Source organism: Planococcus ruber (assembly GCF_022819085.1).
Lineage (GTDB): Bacteria > Bacillota > Bacilli > Bacillales_A > Planococcaceae > Planococcus > Planococcus ruber.
In genome coordinates this window covers 973,413-989,820 of sequence record NZ_JALHAG010000001.1, presented here as the reverse complement: position 1 = coordinate 989,820, position 16,408 = coordinate 973,413, and the positions used below count along the sequence as shown (strand labels likewise).

Sequence of the window (16,408 nt, the reverse complement as noted above, 5' to 3'; positions counted from 1 at the left end):
AAAGCGATAAAATTACTCCTACAAAAGGCGCGCTTTCGACGAAAAGAGTTTATTTTCGAACGAAAATGTGTAATGAGAGAATAAACCAATTTCGAATAAGGGGTGTTCAGATGAAGCGTTGGTTCTTGCTTGTGCTTGCAATGGCATTTCTTCTTTTTCTTGCTGCCTGCGGAAACGATAACTCAGAAACGGAACCGGCCACCGAAACAGATGGCGCTACGGAAGTTGAAGATGAGAATGTAAATGAAGGCGAAGAAACTCCACCGAACGGTGAAGAAGCTGAAGACAATTCGGACGAAGGTTCCAGCGAAGATTTAATGTTTGTGACAGTCGACTTGATGAACTCGGACGGCGATTCGATCGGCACAGCAGAAATAGCTGATGAAGAAAACGGCGTTACGGTCGTGCTCGATTTGACAGACCTGGAAACCGGCACCCATAAAGTGCAATTTCTGAATGCCGGAAAATGCGAAGTCCCCGACTTCGAGACAGCGGGTGAAGTATACGGAGAAGAATTGCCATCCGTGGATGTTGGCGATGACGGCACAGTACAAGAAGAATTGACAGCGGAAGGATTCACCTTGAAAACCGAGGAAGAAAACTCCTTGCTGCAAGAAGGCGGCACTTCACTGGTCCTTGAATCAGAAGAATCCAGTGAGCGCGTCGCATGCGGCGTAGTCACCGGAGAAAACTAAAAGAGCGGCTTTGCCGCTCTTTTTTGATGCACTGATTTCCCCGCTCTTGTTTGAATTTCAGCGTTTATCCGCATCTATTTAGGGAATGAATAAATTAGACAATATTTCAAGGAGGACTTTTACATGGCAGAAGATAAATTTGAAAAAATCGATGAACAAGTAGACCCTCAAGAACAAGGAAGACAGCCTGGCTTTGAAAAAGACATGTCTCCTGAACCCATTTATGATGACAAAGACTATAAAGGCGCCGGCAAACTGGAAGGAAAAGTAGCATTGATTACCGGAGGCGACAGCGGAATTGGGCGAGCGGTCGCTATTGCCTTTGCAAAAGAAGGCGCCAATGTGGCGATTGCTTATCTGGATGAACACGAAGATGCGGAAAAAACAGTAAAAGAAATCGAATCTTATGGCGTAAAAGCTTTTAAATCAGCGACTGACGTATCGGACGTCGAAAACTGCAATCAATTAGTTGTCGATGTCATTTCGGAATTTGGCCAGTTGAATGTTTTAGTCAATAATGCCGGCAAGCAATTTCCGCAAGATGATTTCTTGAACATCTCCCCTGATCAATTGATGGAGACGTTTACAACAAATATTTTCAGTATGTTCTATTTAAGCCAAGCAGCGATCCCCCATATGCAGAAAGGGGATTCGATCATCAATACATCTTCGGTGACAGCCTATCGCGGTTCATCCGAACTGATCGATTATTCAGCGACTAAAGGCGCCATTACGACTTTCACCCGCTCATTGTCGCAAAGCTTAAGCGATAAAGGAATCCGGGTAAATTCTGTAGCACCCGGCCCAATTTGGACACCATTGATTCCCGCTTCTTTCGATGCTGGAAAAGTAGGTGAGCACGGAGGCGATACGCCGATGGAACGCAGAGGGCAACCGTCCGAAGTAGCTCCGGCATACGTCTACTTCGCTTCAAAAGATTCCACTTACGTTACAGGGCAAGCAATCCATGTCAACGGCGGAGATTTTATTTCTTCTTAACTTTCACTTAAACCCGGACTTCACGAAAGACCGGGTTTTTGTTTGGATAAAAATTCCATTTATTGAGATGAGGAGGCGACAGAATTGAGATCCATTGAAGCAATCCTGATGAAATTCGCAATGGTCTTCGCCGTGTTGTTTGTGATACTCGGCATTGTCTATGGAATTGAATTGATGGATATTTTCTTGATAAGCCTCGTGGTCACGATTGTTGGCTTTATTGGAGATTTGGTAATTTATCCAAAAACTTCGAACAAGGTGGCAACAGCAGGTGATTGGGTGCTTGCATTCTTGCTAGTCTGGCTGCTCGGGATGGTCTGGATTGAAATTTTGGAATCTTCGCTGATTATGCCAGCTATCTTTTCTGCCATTATTATTGCTATAGGCGAATGGTTCTTCCATATCTATCTGACCAAACGGTTATGGGAGCATAAAGAAACTTCCCATACGACTACCCATGATGAACCAAGACAATCTTAATTAGAAAAAAGCTGCTGAAACATATCGTTCGGCAGCTTTTTTGGGGGAGGCGTAAAGAACACACCTGCCTCCCCCAAAAAAGAACAGGCCCTTTTGATAAGGGCCTGTTCTTTTTGCTATTATTTCATGTCTTCGGCCGGAAGCGTATTATGCGCTTCTGGAGGAGCCGGTTTCAAGATAGGGCGTCCACTTAATGGCGCCGGTTTTTCTACAGTAATTGGATGGCCGTCTGGTGCCGGCCCACTTGCCCATGGCAATTGTGAAGCTGTACTTGTTTCTGGATTTGTATAAAGAATATGTGAGAATTCAGTTGCTTCCCATTCAGGTGGAATGGTAGACGGAACGATTGGCCCTTCTTTGGCTTCCAAATCTTTAATGGCTGCTAACCATTGGTTTTGGTGCATTGTATCGCGGGCGATTAGGAATGAAAACAGATCTTTTACACCGCGGTCATCGGTCATGCTATAAAGTCTCGCAACTTGCAGACGTCCTTGAGACTCTGCATTGACGTTGGCACGGAAATCTGCCAATAAGTTGCCGCTCGCTACGATATAGCCGGCATTCCACGGAACCCCGTTGCTGTCTTTAGGAGACGCTCCTAAACCGTGAACGATTGCATGCTGCGGGTTCATCCCACCCATGATTGCACCAATGATTGGGTCTTTTGCAGCTTTTTCCTGTTCGTACACGGGCGCACCTTCGAGTAGACGGGCTACCATTGTAGCCAGCAATTCGATGTGCCCTAACTCTTGCGTACCAGTATCCATTAAGAGGTCACGGTATTTTTCATTGCCTCTCGTGCTCCACCCTTGGAATAAGTATTGCATCGCTACGGACATTTCTCCGAATTGCCCGCCAATCAATTCTTGAACTTTTTTAGCAAATACCGGATCTGGAGAGTCCGGTTTTGAATGGTATTGAAGTTCGCCTGTGTGAAAGAACATGAATAAAAACCTCCTGTATAGTTTGGTTTAGTTGAAGTTGATGTAGATGGAGTTTCTGCGGTTTTCACCGTTTCTCTGGGGAAACATCAGTTGGATGTCCGCCATCATAATCCGAATCGTTGCCTCCGGCATTAACTGAATCATTGCTTGCTTTTCCACTGCTGTTTTGGTCTGTAGGATTTTGTTCTGGCTGCCCTCTTTCAGTGATGGAGTTTTTCTCTTCTTCCTCTGCAGCATATCTGTTGTTTCCGGATTCTCTTTTTTCATGTTCCATGTCTTTCATTTTCTTTTCATGTTCTCGCTGATCCTTCTCCATCTTTTTTCCTCCTCTCCTGAATTGAATGCACATTACGTGAATACCCTCCACTTCTTTATTAAAACCATATCCTGTCTATTGTTAAATTTTCATTTGAAAAGTTGTACCCTTACTTATGATTTATGCAAACAAAAAGCCGTTTGGAGATGTTGAAATCTCCAAACGGCTTTTTCTGCTATGATTTAATTCACTTTTAATTCGACATCAATATTTCCTCTTGTGGCTTTTGAATAAGGGCATACTTGGTGAGCGGCTTCCACCAATTCCTGCGCTTTCTCCTGGTCCACTCCCTCAACGGTTACGTTTAGGGTTACGGCAATTTTATAGCCGCCGTCCGATTCATCTTTTAAAAAGTGGACGTCTGCTTTAACCGACGTGCTTGAAACGTCTGCTCTTTGTTTCCGGATAACCAGATTTAAAGCACCGTCGAAGCAAGCGGAATACCCGGCTGCAAAAAGCTGCTCAGGGTTGGTCCCTTCTCCGCCCGGACCGCCTAATTCTTTGGGTGAAACAAGCTGCATATCGATGATATTGTCTTCAGATACCACTCTTCCTGATCTTCCTCCGACTGCTGTGACCGATGTAGTGAATAATGCTGACATTTTCTCATCCTCTTTCCTGTTTATATTTTTCCAAATAATTAGATAACAAATCAAACGTACTGGTTTTTTTGTCGGGAGTCAACGATTTTGATTTTTGATCCCTCACCGAAGAAATCTGGCAAGCGCCGAAACTCCGCCGAACGTTTCAGCTTCCTGCGAAAGGGTAAATGACAACTAGATTAGATTCTCTGAGGAGGAAAACAGAATGGCAAAAGTATTAGCAGTCCTGTCGAATGGACATGTCAATGAAGAACATAACTATGTTACCGGCTGGTGGGCCGAAGAATTATTCGCACCTGTATTAGAACTGGAAAAAGAAGGCCATATTGTCGGACTGGCTTCTCCCAAAGGCGGGAAACCGGTGGTCGATCCGCTGAGCCTCAGCAAAGAATACGACCCTGACGGCAGATATAAAGAACTTTACGAACGCGGAATAGCGGATAAAACGACGCCAATTGTAGATGTGAAAGCAAGCGATTATGATGCGATTTTCATTGTCGGCGGCCACGGAGCCATGTTTGACCTTGCACACGATGAAGACTTGCAGGCCGTCATCAACATCATTTACGAGACAGGCGGCATCGTGTCGGCTGTGTGCCATGGCCCCGCGCCGCTTGTCTATACGAAGCTGAAAAACGGTAAAGGAATTTTGGACGGATTGAAAGTAACAGGCTATCCGAACAAAATGGAGCCAAAAGAAGTGGACGGGCTGCTGCCGTTCAGCCTTGAAGACGAAATGAGAAAAATCGCTGATTATTCGGATGGCTCCGATGAAAAAGAGTATGTGGTTTGGGGAAGCGAACAGATTCTCACAGGGCGCGACCCTCAGTCCTCTCCTTTATTCGGACGGGAGCTTGCCAAGAAATTGACAAGCCTCGAAGAAAAGGAAGAAGAGAAGTTCTTTGATTAAAGACCTTCCATTCAGGGTATGGGATGTACAAGGAGACCGACAGAAGGAGGCAGTAAAATGAGCGAAAAAGATCCGAAAGAAGAAAAGTACATGAAAGAAAATAAAGATACGATGCAGCGCCCTCCGGTACAGAAAGAAGGGCTGCAGGAACCCCGAACGACTGGATACCGTCCAGTGCAACTCGGCATCGTGATTTTCACCATCATTGTTATCGCGATCATCATTTGGGGAATCAGTTCCAATATGTGGGGTCTTTTCAGCAATTAATCACATATATTTCTTGAAAAGATCAAGAACTCAAAAAGGCTGCCGAAGGATTTCGGCAGCCTTTTTCCATTTATAGACTTTCAGTCAATTCAATTGTGAACTCCTGGATCTTCCCATCTCTATAGACTTTCATTTTCAGCGTATCGCCTACTTCACTTTCGTTGTATAAATGCTGGCGAAGCTCCATGACTGAATTGACAGCTTCTCCATCCATTTCCACAATGACATCATACGCTTTTATTCCCGCTTTTGCTGCACCAGAGCCATCCGCTACAGACTGAACGACAACGCCGCCTTCGACATCAGCCGGCAAATTCAATTCACTTTCGCGGTATTGCTGCGGAATGTCGTTTAAGTCCAGGATGCCGACCCCAATTGAAGGCCGCTCCACTTCGCCTTTCGACTCCAAATCTTCGATGATTGGAATAGCCGAATTGATCGGAATGGCTAAGCCGATTCCTTCCACTGCATCTTGGGCGATTTTCATCGAATTGATTCCGATGACTTGTCCCTGGCTATTGATCAAAGCACCGCCGCTGTTGCCTGGGTTGATCGCAGCATCTGTCTGAAGTACTTCAGACTGCCAATCTTCTTTGCCGTCTTGGTTAATATCGATCGGAATCAAGCGCTCAGTTCCGGAAACCACTCCCGTAGTAACCGAACCGGAAAACTGGAGGCCCAGTGGATTGCCGATTGCGATCACCGGCTCGCCCGCTTTCAGCACAGAGGAATCTCCGAACTCCGCCACGGTCTCGATTTTGTCTCCCGCTACTTTTAACACCGCTAAATCTGTCCAGGCATCGGTGCCTAATACTTCCGCTTCCAATTCCGTTTCATCCGCCAAGGTCACTACTACTTGTTCAGCCCCCTCGACCACGTGGTTGTTCGTGACGATATAAGCGGATTCACCGTCTTTTTTATAGATTACCCCGGAACCTACGCCTGCTTCCTGTGCTTCGCTTTCAGCTGCAGGCATGAACGGATTTAATTGCGCTTTTTGAAGATTGGAAACCCCGACTACGGCTCCAGAAGTCTGCTCCACCGTTTCCGTCACATCGGTCGTAACAATATGAGAAACGTTTTGGACATTGTTGGACGCTTCTGTAGTTGATGTGCCGTTAACCGCTGATTCGGTAGCCTGCTCGTTGTCTGTAAAGCCCGGAAGTACAACTCCGACGAGCAGCGCCCCGGCAATCAAACCGGTAAAGCTTGAAGCGAAATAGCCGCTGCGTTTTTTCTTCGGTTCACTTGAATTATAGTATCCCATTGATGATTCCTCCCTAGTTTAATGTATTTTCAATTTCATAGGATTCCTGTTTTTCTGCTATCCACGTCGTATACGCTGCATTCAGCTTTTGATCGAAAAGCAGTTCTTTGATTTGGTCTTTGCTGTCTTCGAGCGTCGCTTCAGCGGCTTCTTTCTTGTCAGTCACTTGAATGATGTGGAAACCAAAATCCGTTTCTACCGGATCGCTGATGTCATCGACTTTCATCGCAAATGCCGCCTCTTCAAATTCGGCTGCCATTTCGCCGGTCCCGAAAAATCCAAGTTCTCCGCCGTTTTGGGCGGTTGCCGTATCTGTTGAATATTCTTTCGCCAATTCAGCAAAATCTCCGCCAGCCGCAAGTTTTTCTTTTACTTCATCCGCTTCCTCTTTGGTTGCTGTGAGAATATGGCTTGCCTCTACTTGAGCCGGCTGTGCCAAACTTTCTTTGTTTTCTTCAAAATAGCTTTCTATTTCTCCATCTGTCACTTCAATATCCGGGCCAAGCAATTTTTCGACTTTCACATAGCTTTCCATTTCAGCCGTTAAATCTTCCATCGTCATGCCGCTCGATTCCACTGCTGCCGCTAAAGCATCTTTTCCGCCATAGGATTTTTCATAGACAGCCATTTCCTTGTCCAGCTCTTCCTCCGTCACGTTGATGTCCGCTTTTTCAGCTTCTTGATCCAAAATTTCATCTGTGATCATGGCATTCAATGTGTCGGGCCCTGAAGTTTTTACCAATTCTTCATAAAGTGCATCCTTTTCAATCGCTTTGCCATTCACTGTCGCGACTGCTTCGCCATCTCCCTTGACGAAGCCGGCAATTAAAAATATCGCTGATGCGGCGATGACGCCAATGGCAATGTATACTGCTTGTTTCATATCCAGCCCTCTTTCTTTTCTTGTTAACAATACTTTACCAAGCAATTATGAATAAACTATGACCGAAGTTTTAAAAGAGATGGAAAGTTAAAAGCCTGCAAAGAAAAGGGATGCTTTTCTTTGCAGGCTCTCATATTTAGGTGGTTTCATGACTTTTGTCGGGAAGCTGGATGCTGAACTTCGTTCCTTTGCCTTTTTCGCTTTCTACTTGAATTTCTCCATTGTGCAAAGTGACAAGCTGTTTAACAATGGAAAGGCCCAAGCCGAATTGGCCGCTGCCTCTCGAAAGATCTGATTTATAAAAACGCCGCCAAATCAAATCGATTTCTGCCACATCAATGCCAACTCCGGTGTCTTCCACTTCCATGATCATGAATTCCGGTGTACTGTATGCCCGTAAAACAATTTGTCCATTTTCAGTGAACTGGATGCTGTTTCTGACGATATTCGTCAATATCTGAATCAGCCGGTCCATATCGCCGTAAATGACTTGGCCAGGTTCGGTTTCCACGATAATCCGATTGTGTTTCTCGGCGGCTTGCAGCTCAAGCTGTTCCTGAATAATTTCCAGCAGCTCTTCCGCTTCAATCTCCTCTTTTTCCAGCTCCACTTGATTGGAACGGATTTTTTCATAGTCCAGGTTTTCATTGACCAGTCGCATCAGGCGTTTCGTCTCATCGCTGACAAGCCGGATGCCTTTTTCCCGTTGGTCTTCTTCGATCATATTATTGCGCAGCCCCTCAATCACACCGGCAATTGTCGTTAACGGTGTCCGCATTTCATGCGAAACGTCTGCCATAAACTGGCGGCGCCGATTCTCAAGCCGTTCAATTTCTTCGCTGGACTGCCGGAGCTTTTGGGCCATTTGATTGAAGTCTTCCGCTAAATCACCGAATTCATCAAAATTGGATTCAGGCAAGTTCACGTCGTAATGCCCTTCGCTGATCATCGCCGTCGCTTTTTGCATTCGCTGAAGCCGGCTGACATGCATTTTGGACAACAATAAACTCAAGAGGAGCGCAATCGCCAAAGCGATCAGGATGGTGGTCAACAAGGATTTATTGAGTTCTGAAATCATTTCACTTGTGCCGCTGATCGGTGAAGCGAGAAGCACCCCTCCAACCAATCCGCCGTTATCCACATAAGGCAACGCAACAAACGTGACGGTGCTTTCAAAACGGTCGACGTCCCGTTTGACGACAAGCGTTTCGCCTTGTTCAATCACCCCCCATTCCTGCTGCGTCAGTTCGACTGTTGGAAAAGCCCCGGAAACCGGATAAAGAATCCGGCTCTGCTGGTCAAAGACGATGAAGTCAATATTTTGGGACCGGAGAATCGGAACAAAGGACTGAATTCCTGTTCCAGGCCGTGACTGCTCAAGCGCCTGGAGAATCTGCTGTCCGTAGCTTTCCAATTCTTCCGCTTTATCCTGGTAGGCAAAGTCTTCAACATACCGGACAAATAACAGGCTTAAAATCAAAAATGCGATGAGCAGGATGCTCAGGTGGCTCGCAATCAACTGATAAAAGTACTTAATCCGCAAGTTCTTCAAATTTATAGCCAACTCCCCAGACCGTATGGAAAAGCCCTTCTCCACCCGCTATTTTTTTCCGGAGCCTTTTAATATGCACATCCACCGTCCGCTCATCGCCGTAGAACTGATATCCCCAGACCTGTTCAAGCAATTGCTCCCTGCTGAACACTTGTTTTGGATGCTGCAGGAAAAAGACCAATAAGTCGAATTCCTTCGGCGTCAGGCTTTGGACCGCTTCTCCATCTTTCAGCACCGCTCTCGTTTCCTGATTGACCTGGAAATGCCGGGTCTTGATCACATTCGCCTGGACTTGTCCATTCTTCAGCGACCGCCTTGTCACTGCCTTGATGCGAGCCATCAAGGTCAAGGGGCTGAAAGGTTTTGTCACGTAATCATCTGCGCCCATTTCAAACCCGATGACTTGATCCGATTCGCTGTCTTTTGCCGTCAGCATAATAATCGGCACCGCATCTCCCTGCTCCCGGATTTTACGGCATAGGGCAATGCCGTCCAGTCCTGGAAGCATCCAGTCGAGGATGAGCAAATCATAGTCGTGTTCTGAATACATCCGATATCCTTCTAATCCGTCTGAAGCAAAGCTGCCTTCAATTCCTTCTTTTGAAAAAAACAATTCCAGCATCGAACTGACGCTTGGGTTGTCTTCCACCACCAAAATTTTCATATCTTACCTCCACTGCCTGTTTTTATAAAAGTAAATCACATTCAAAAAAGGCGCAAGCTAAACGGAAGGCCCATAAATGAAAAACCGCTTCAAATAAGAAGCGGTTTGGACCTTCAAGCATTTTTTTCGCGTTTTTTGTATTTCTGGAACAGATCGCCGATCATATCGTAGTCAATGGCAATATTATTTTCATAGGCATACTTCACGCCGTAGCCGAGCGCCAGCGTCATCGCGGATGCGACGGTTCCGCCAATTACAGAACCTGCACCCGGAATGAATTTCAAGGCCTGGCGGTAGATGGTATGCCCGATCGTCTGGGTCGCGGTGATGACGATCATGTCTTTTGCCGCTTTTTTCGTCAACGGCTTATCGTAGAGCTTTGATAGCTTGATGATCATTCCGACCTGCAAGGAAGTTAACGGGATGACATCCGACCCCGGAATGGGAGAAGCCCCGATGACGCCTGCCGAAACGCCTGAACCGATGATCCAGCGGTTTGCTGCAGCTGATTTTTCTTTCATGCTTTTAGCGAAGAGCAGGTCTTTTCCCTTCTTTTCGAGCAAAAAAAGAATTTCCTTCTTTAGGGTTTCCAAGTTTTCTCCGGTTTTCGAAGAAATCGGAATGACTTTGTATTTATTGTTTGTGTGGTTTTTAACAAATTGAACGATGGACGGGATGTTTTCTGCTGCATCGATTTTGTTCAACACGATGAGAATGTCTTTGTTGTGCTTTTCGATGCCCATGAATTTTTCTTTCTCGCTGTCCGAGAAAACCGTGCCTGCCGCATTCAAAAAGAACAGCACGACATCGGATTTTTGGACGAATTCAAGTGTTTTCTTCGGATTTTCGTCGTTCGGGTCATTAAGTCCAGGGGTATCCATGAACTTGATGTTTTCCAAGCCGCGAATGTTGTAGGGATCGACGCTGACCGTTTCGCCTGGCATCGGATTGGTGCTGGCGATGTCTTCGCCGATTATTTTATTGACCGTAGAAGATTTTCCGGCGTTGACTTCACCAATCAAGGAAATGAGCAATTCTTGGTCTAACAAGTCATTCACTTTTTTCATTTCATTTTCAAACATTTGGTCCATCATGCGGTTTACTTCTTCTTCAAATTCTCTGACCACTCTCCAGTCCCCCTTTTCCAATATTTACTCCATATTATAAACAATTCCCTCTTTGGCGCCTACTCATTCACTTTTCAATATACGGTTTCAATAAAGTATCGCTGTATTTTAAAATTTCCAAAGCATTTTTCTTATGTTTTTTCGTTGCGCTGTTTTTAGCGCGTGTATCCATTGTCTTCATATCGTACATGGTGTCGGGAAGTTTGGCTCCGGCCGCTTTATACAATTGCTCGGATTGAATAAATGAACCTCCCGGCATATAATAGCGCATGCCTAAAAGGTTTTTCTTATATTCAAAAAGATTATGGCCGATCAACGGGGTATCCGTGTCCACTCCCAGCAGCGCTAGAATCGTCGGCATAATATCTACTTGGCCGCCCAAGCGCGTCATTTGATGCCCTTCTTCAAATAAATTGCCGCCAGACATGATTAATGGAATGGTAAAACGGTCTTTCATCGTATAGGAGTGCCCGATAAATTCTTCGAGCAAGACTTCATCTTCTTCTGTTACCGGAGAGCCGTGCAGCCCGGAATGGTCTCCAAAGACCACAATCAGTGATTCGTCGTAAAGCCCGGCTTTCTTCAACTCATCGATAAAACGGCCGATCTGTTCATCTGCATAGCGGATAGATTGCAAATAATTCCCCGTATACGTATCGGCATAGGAATCAGGCAATTCGAGATGCTGCATCTCTTCAGGCAAAATAAACGGCGTATGGCTCGTCAATGTGACGATGTTCGAATAGAACCGTTCATGCTTCTTTAATTGCTCGGGCAATTTTTCTAATACAAAATCGAACAGCACTTCGTCTGAAGGTCCGTACCCCACTTCTTCCATATCCGGAATTTCCTCAATTGAATAGACTTCTTCATAGCCAAGGACCGGATAAAGAACATTCCGATTCCAGAAGCCGAGATCATCGGCATGATACGTAGCGGAACCGTAGCCCTCATTTTTTAATATTCTGGACAGTGACACGGCTTCCTTTCCATTTAAACTATTAACCGTCGGAACCATGCCTTCCGGATGCAGTCCGGTATTCGCGATCCACTCCGAATCAGACGTCGTGCCTGCGCCGATTTGCTGAAAAACATTCGAAAAATAGGCGCTTTCCTCTATCAGATCGTTGAGGTTCGGCGTGATTTCCTGCCCGTCCAACGTCCGTCCGATCGTAAAAGTCTGCAAAGATTCCACTTGAATCATGAACAGATGCCGCCCTTCCGCTAACCCGAACGTTTCGTGAGAGCTGACCGGGACGTATTTATTCCCTTTCAGCTCTTCCAGTTCTTTCGGTGTCAACTCTGTGGAAGAAGCATGGGCCGTCTCATTCGCCCGTTGATACATCTGAACGAGCTGGGACTGGATATAGCCGTTTTCTTTTGCAAAAAAGGAGACATCGATAATGGGCTGTTTGAATGCATAGGCTGTGCTCACCAGGCAGATAGCAGCCATTCCGATTGAAAAGTATTTCAAACGCACATCTTTTTGCGGGGCCTCCCGCCGTTTCGCTAAAATGAAAACAATCACGAGATCCAGGAAGAATAAGAAATCGTAAGGGTTTGTCAGTAAAGCGATCGTATGTCCGACAGAAGCTGATTGGGTGGTCTGCTGCAGATCATAATAGGATGGAATCGTAGAATAATAGCGAATGTAGAGCGTTATCGCGAAAAAGATGGCAGAGACGATAAAATTATAAATGCCAATAGTCAGCCAAACCCGTTTCTTAACAAGCATGAGCAGAATCGCCAATATTAATGCCCACATTGGAAACTCCACAAAAAGGATGTGAACGATGGAACGTGTATCAAAAATTAACACACGGAACGCAATGACTTTTATCAGCAGCAATGCAAATATCAGCAGATAGGAAAATTTGCGCGGCTTTTCCATTTTAGTCACCTCCTTTACTGAACGAATGCATGCCTTAATTGTTTCCCTCTAATTTTTCATGCCCATATTCGCTTGACGCTGCCTTCTTCCATATCAATTTCATAGACATCGGGATTGGACAGCTCTTTCCATTCCTTGAATCCGTAGCGCGTATCCATTTTCTTAAGCAACAAACCCAGTAAATTCCCGTGAGAAACAAGGATGCTGCGATCCGGTGCAGCAGCCACCACTTCCATCCCTCTTGCCATGGCTTCCTTTCCAGACTCGCCGCCCATCAGCTTCAAATCCAAGTTGCCGAATGATTCTTCCAAACGCTCCATCCAATCCGGCAAATCCTCCGGACTCAGTACACGCTCCGAAAGGCGGCTGTCAATTTCGATTTGCAGCCCCAGTTTGCTCGCTGCCGGTTCAATGGACTGGATTGCCCGGGTGAAGGGACTTGAAATAATATGCGCTATCTCCATTTCTTCAAAAAATTGCGCCAGCTGTTGGGCCTGCTCTGCGCCTCTAGCCGTCAGCCCGGCTTCCGGTGCTTGTCCTGTTGCTTGGCAATGTCGGACCAAAAAAATCTTTTTCCTCATTCCCCATCCTCCTAATTCCCTTTTTTGATGTCGTCTTTATCCTCATTATAAGTCTTTATAAAGAATCCGTCCGTTTCGGACCATTCCGCATACAGCACATCCTTCACAGTAGAATAGCCTAATTTTTGAAGCTCATCATAGAGCCATTGGCTTGATTTTCCGACATACTTCAGAATCTCTTCATTCACTTTTCTTTCATCAACGAATAAAAAATTCAAGGCTTCCTCTTCTACTTTTATATCAAGCATCGCAGGCGTTACCTCGCTGAATTTCGGATATTTCCTCAAACTGACCGTCCCACCCGGTTCCAGATACAAATCCTGCACTTCGCGAAGGGAAAAGACGCCTTGTTGGCGAAGCATGATGCGCAGCTGCTCCATCTCCAAATGGTTCTTATTCAATTCACGAACATTGAATTCACCGTCCCGAATCAGGATGGACGATTCGCCTTTCAGCAAAATCCGGATGTTATCGAATTTCTGCGATAACTTCTCAATGAGGTATAGCATAATTCCCCAAACCGCCACCGCAAACCAGACATGCAGGCCTGAGACTTTGTCATCATAAATGCTTTCTTCCAAAATCCCCCCTAATACAATCGAATAGATAAAATCAAAAGGAGTCAATTGAGACATTTCCTTCTTACCCAACAGCCGGGTGACCACCAATAAAGCGATCAATCCAAACACTAATTTGATGCCGATATCGAAATAAGTCATTCCCCTGACCTCCATTCAATAATCTCCTACAATCCCCATTCCCCTTATTTCATTTCCTAAGCCCATAAAGAATGAAAGCAGGATTCGGGACAAAAAAACTCCGGAGCATACGCTCCGGAGCCCAGTATTACAGCTTTTTCATCAAATTCGCCATTTCAATTGCACCTGCAGCCGATTCCCAGCCCTTGTTGCCCGCTTTCGTGCCCGCCCGTTCAATCGCCTGTTCGATCGAATCGGTTGTCAGAACGCCGAAAATCACTGGAATTCCCGATTGGTCGCTGACGCGGGATACACCTTTTGCCACTTCGCTGCAGACATAGTCAAAATGCGGTGTGGAACCGCGGATAACTGTCCCGAGCGTAATGATCGCATCGTACTTTCCGCTTTGCGCCATTTTCTTCGCCGCCAACGGAATTTCGAAAGCTCCCGGCACCCAAGCAATCGCTACATCTTCATCGTTCACGCCATGGCGCTTTAGCGCATCTTCTGCGCCGCTCAACAATTTGCTCGTAATAAATTCATTGAAGCGCCCCACCACTATTCCGATCCGCAATCCCTCGCCATTTAAATATCCTTCATAATGTATCGTCATTTAGTCTGCTCCTTTGGAACATCAGCGATCGCTGATGTAAATTATTTTTATCGCACTTCGCAATTCTTCATTCAAATGGCCAGTTCGTGTTCCTTGCGGTACGCAACCAGCGATTCAATCGTCAAAATTCCCAATCCGAGGCGCTCTGCCACCCCCAGCAGATCATCGACACGCGCCATCGTGCCATCCGTTTTTAATATTTCACATATGACTCCAGCCGGAACCGAACCGGCGAGCTTCGCCAAATCCACAGCTGCTTCCGTATGTCCGTTGCGGACAAGCACACCGCCGCTTTTGGCAATCAGCGGGAATACATGGCCCGGCCGGTTAAAATCGTTTGCTTCTGCCAATGGATCCGCCAAACTTTTGATCGTATGGGAGCGTTCAAAGGCGCTGATTCCGGTCGTCGTTTCTTTATGGTCAATGCTGACCGTAAATGCGGTCCCAAAATCATCCGTGTTTTCATCCGTCATCAGTGGCATGTTTAATCGGGCCGCAATTGATTCGTCAATCGGCGCGCAAATCAAGCCTCGTCCTTCCGCAGCCATCAAATTGATGATTTCAGGCGTCGCAAATTCAGCCAAGGCAATAAAGTCTCCTTCATTTTCACGGTTTTCATCGTCGATCACGATTACAGCTTTTCCTGCTTTCAAGTCACGCACGGCTTCTTCAACTTTATAGAACAAGACTTCCACCTCCATTAGAATCCATTTTCTGCTAACCAATCGCGTGTTATTTCAGGTTTAGTTTGTTGAATCCGTTCGGTATATTTTGCGAGCATATCGCATTCGATATTGACTTGTGCGCCTATCCCTTTTCGGCCAAGCACTGAATCGGCTTGGGTCGTCGGGATGAGGGAAACGGCAATCGAGCGAGCGCCCAGTCTAAAAATAGTCAAAGAAGTTCCGTCAATTGCAACTGAACCTTTATGCACCATGTACTTCATCAAGGCAGGGGCAACTTCAATTTCTTTTGTCCAAGCGTTCTCCTCTTTTCTAACCGCTCGGATTTTGCCGACGCCGTCAATATGGCCGCTGACGAAATGGCCTCCGAATCGGCCATTGGCGGGCATCGCCCGTTCCAAATTAACGGGTGAACCGTTTGACAGCTCTTTGAGCGCCGACGATTTAAACGTCTCTGGAATGACATCGGCAGTGAATGACTGCTTTGCGAAACTTGAAACCGTCAGGCACACGCCATTGACCGCTATGCTGTCGCCCCGCTTCATGTCTTCTAAAATCAGCGAACAGGCAATCGTCAGTTCCAACGCTTGTGTTTTGGGCTGAACGGAAGAGATCGTTCCGACTTCTTCTACAATCCCGGTAAACAAATACATCACGCTCCTTTTTAAGCTGCTGCAGCTTTTGATGTCCGGCTCTAAACCGGCCACATTTTGTGCATACCAAAAAAACGTCCGGATTTCCGATATGCTGGGTTCTTCGGTGTCAGGGACACCCTTTCGGTATTGCTAAACTGGATTCTTTCCACCAAGGGGCTGTCGGGTGGCAAGGAAAGGAAAAACAAAAGAGGATAAAAAATGCACTTTTTTGATGGGCACCGCTAAAAGGGTACGCCAAATAAGCTTCATTTCTTGGCTGCGAAATGAAAAAAGAAGCTATTTAGAAAAAAGAGCATAACAAAATAAGCCTTCAAATTCTTCTCCCATCCAGACTTTCACTGTCGGTGCCGGATTTTCACCAGCTCCACCGCTCTTTACTGCCAGCAAATGTGCCTGTCCGGAACCGGCGAATGCCGGAACCGGACGATGCAAAAGTCCAGGCGGGGATGCCTGAAACTTTCATTTGCTTAAAGATCGGGTCACGGACTTACAGTTTCCTGCTCACCGCCGGTAAGGAATTTCACCTTGCCCCGAAGAATTTGATTCGATTATTTGTCATTATAAGGGTAACATACTTAAG

General features: G+C 46.0%; 18 protein-coding genes, 1 pseudogene and 1 riboswitch. Of the genes and pseudogenes, 5 read left to right on the top strand and 14 right to left on the bottom strand.

All coding sequences use genetic code 11. From position 1 onward, the window contains the following. Nucleotides 1–110: 110 nt before the first annotated feature. The 3 genes from MTR82_RS05065 (at nt 111) to MTR82_RS05055 (ending at nt 2,174) form a co-directional block, all read left to right on the top strand. Nucleotides 111–695: a superoxide dismutase family protein gene (locus MTR82_RS05065; RefSeq protein ID WP_052650393.1), complete on the top strand. Its 585-nt coding sequence runs from the start codon at nt 111–113 to the stop codon at nt 693–695. Nucleotides 696–818: 123 nt separating this feature from the next. Then, on the top strand, nt 819–1,694 hold the full coding sequence (locus MTR82_RS05060) for an SDR family oxidoreductase (RefSeq protein ID WP_052650391.1): 876 nt from the start codon (nt 819–821) through the stop codon (nt 1,692–1,694). A gap of 84 nt (nt 1,695–1,778) precedes the next feature. Further along, nucleotides 1,779–2,174 carry a DUF2512 family protein gene (locus tag MTR82_RS05055; protein ID WP_246808095.1) on the top strand — a complete coding sequence of 132 codons (396 nt, stop codon included), beginning with the start codon at nt 1,779–1,781 and terminating at the stop codon, nt 2,172–2,174. Between the two features lie 119 nt (nt 2,175–2,293). On the opposite strand, the gene MTR82_RS05050 is transcribed toward MTR82_RS05055, so the two are convergent. The 3 genes from MTR82_RS05050 to MTR82_RS05040 form a co-directional block, all read right to left on the bottom strand. Beyond that, complete coding sequence (locus MTR82_RS05050; RefSeq protein WP_052650388.1) at nt 2,294–3,118, bottom strand: manganese catalase; 825 nt, start codon at nt 3,116–3,118, stop codon at nt 2,294–2,296. Nucleotides 3,119–3,182: 64 nt separating this feature from the next. Then, nucleotides 3,183–3,434, bottom strand: a complete 252-nt coding sequence (locus MTR82_RS05045) for a hypothetical protein (protein WP_052650386.1) — start codon at nt 3,432–3,434, stop codon at nt 3,183–3,185. Between the two features lie 182 nt (nt 3,435–3,616). Continuing rightward, on the bottom strand, nt 3,617–4,036 hold the full coding sequence (locus MTR82_RS05040; protein ID WP_246808094.1) for an organic hydroperoxide resistance protein: 420 nt from the start codon (nt 4,034–4,036) through the stop codon (nt 3,617–3,619). Nucleotides 4,037–4,241: 205 nt separating this feature from the next. Here MTR82_RS05040 and MTR82_RS05035 point away from each other — a divergent pair, with 205 nt between their 5' ends. Together MTR82_RS05035 and MTR82_RS05030 are read left to right on the top strand one after the other, a co-directional pair. Beyond that, on the top strand, nt 4,242–4,946 hold the full coding sequence (locus MTR82_RS05035) for a type 1 glutamine amidotransferase domain-containing protein (RefSeq protein ID WP_246808093.1): 705 nt from the start codon (nt 4,242–4,244) through the stop codon (nt 4,944–4,946). Nucleotides 4,947–5,003: 57 nt separating this feature from the next. Continuing rightward, nucleotides 5,004–5,213 (top strand): hypothetical protein, encoded by a 210-nt coding sequence (locus MTR82_RS05030; protein WP_246808091.1) that lies wholly within the window; start codon nt 5,004–5,006, stop codon nt 5,211–5,213. A gap of 70 nt (nt 5,214–5,283) precedes the next feature. On the opposite strand, the gene MTR82_RS05025 is transcribed toward MTR82_RS05030, so the two are convergent. From MTR82_RS05025 to ribE, 11 genes and pseudogenes are all read right to left on the bottom strand, one after another. Then, entirely contained in the window at nt 5,284–6,480 is a 1,197-nt protein-coding gene (locus MTR82_RS05025) for a S1C family serine protease (RefSeq protein WP_246808090.1), read from the bottom strand. A 13-nt stretch (nt 6,481–6,493) separates the two neighbouring features. Continuing rightward, nucleotides 6,494–7,363 (bottom strand): peptidylprolyl isomerase, encoded by an 870-nt coding sequence (locus MTR82_RS05020; RefSeq protein WP_052650377.1) that lies wholly within the window; start codon nt 7,361–7,363, stop codon nt 6,494–6,496. 136 nt (nt 7,364–7,499) lie between these two features. Beyond that, complete coding sequence (locus MTR82_RS05015; protein WP_246808089.1) at nt 7,500–8,915, bottom strand: sensor histidine kinase; 1,416 nt, start codon at nt 8,913–8,915, stop codon at nt 7,500–7,502. After that, nucleotides 8,896–9,579 carry a response regulator transcription factor gene (locus tag MTR82_RS05010; protein ID WP_052650375.1) on the bottom strand — a complete coding sequence of 228 codons (684 nt, stop codon included), beginning with the start codon at nt 9,577–9,579 and terminating at the stop codon, nt 8,896–8,898. The genes MTR82_RS05015 and MTR82_RS05010 overlap by 20 nt, the downstream gene beginning before the upstream one ends. A gap of 113 nt (nt 9,580–9,692) precedes the next feature. Then, complete coding sequence (locus MTR82_RS05005) at nt 9,693–10,706, bottom strand: GTPase (RefSeq protein ID WP_199876580.1); 1,014 nt, start codon at nt 10,704–10,706, stop codon at nt 9,693–9,695. A 67-nt stretch (nt 10,707–10,773) separates the two neighbouring features. After that, a complete protein-coding gene (locus MTR82_RS05000; RefSeq protein WP_246808088.1) occupies nt 10,774–12,597 on the bottom strand; it encodes an LTA synthase family protein in 1,824 nt (607 codons plus the stop codon). Between the two features lie 56 nt (nt 12,598–12,653). Continuing rightward, complete coding sequence (locus tag MTR82_RS04995) at nt 12,654–13,178, bottom strand: histidine phosphatase family protein (RefSeq protein ID WP_246808087.1); 525 nt, start codon at nt 13,176–13,178, stop codon at nt 12,654–12,656. Between the two features lie 11 nt (nt 13,179–13,189). After that, on the bottom strand, nt 13,190–13,897 hold the full coding sequence (locus MTR82_RS04990) for a DUF421 domain-containing protein (protein WP_246808086.1): 708 nt from the start codon (nt 13,895–13,897) through the stop codon (nt 13,190–13,192). 127 nt (nt 13,898–14,024) lie between these two features. Then, nucleotides 14,025–14,489: a 6,7-dimethyl-8-ribityllumazine synthase gene (gene ribH / locus MTR82_RS04985; protein WP_246808085.1), complete on the bottom strand. Its 465-nt coding sequence runs from the start codon at nt 14,487–14,489 to the stop codon at nt 14,025–14,027. Nucleotides 14,490–14,563: 74 nt separating this feature from the next. Then, nucleotides 14,564–15,175, bottom strand: a pseudogene (gene ribB, locus MTR82_RS04980) (3,4-dihydroxy-2-butanone-4-phosphate synthase); the annotation flags it as partial. A 14-nt stretch (nt 15,176–15,189) separates the two neighbouring features. After that, nucleotides 15,190–15,819, bottom strand: coding sequence for a riboflavin synthase (gene ribE / locus MTR82_RS04975; protein WP_246808561.1), 630 nt, complete (start codon nt 15,817–15,819; stop codon nt 15,190–15,192). Nucleotides 15,820–16,139: 320 nt separating this feature from the next. Beyond that, nucleotides 16,140–16,370: riboswitch (FMN riboswitch) on the bottom strand. Nucleotides 16,371–16,408 lie beyond the last annotated feature (38 nt).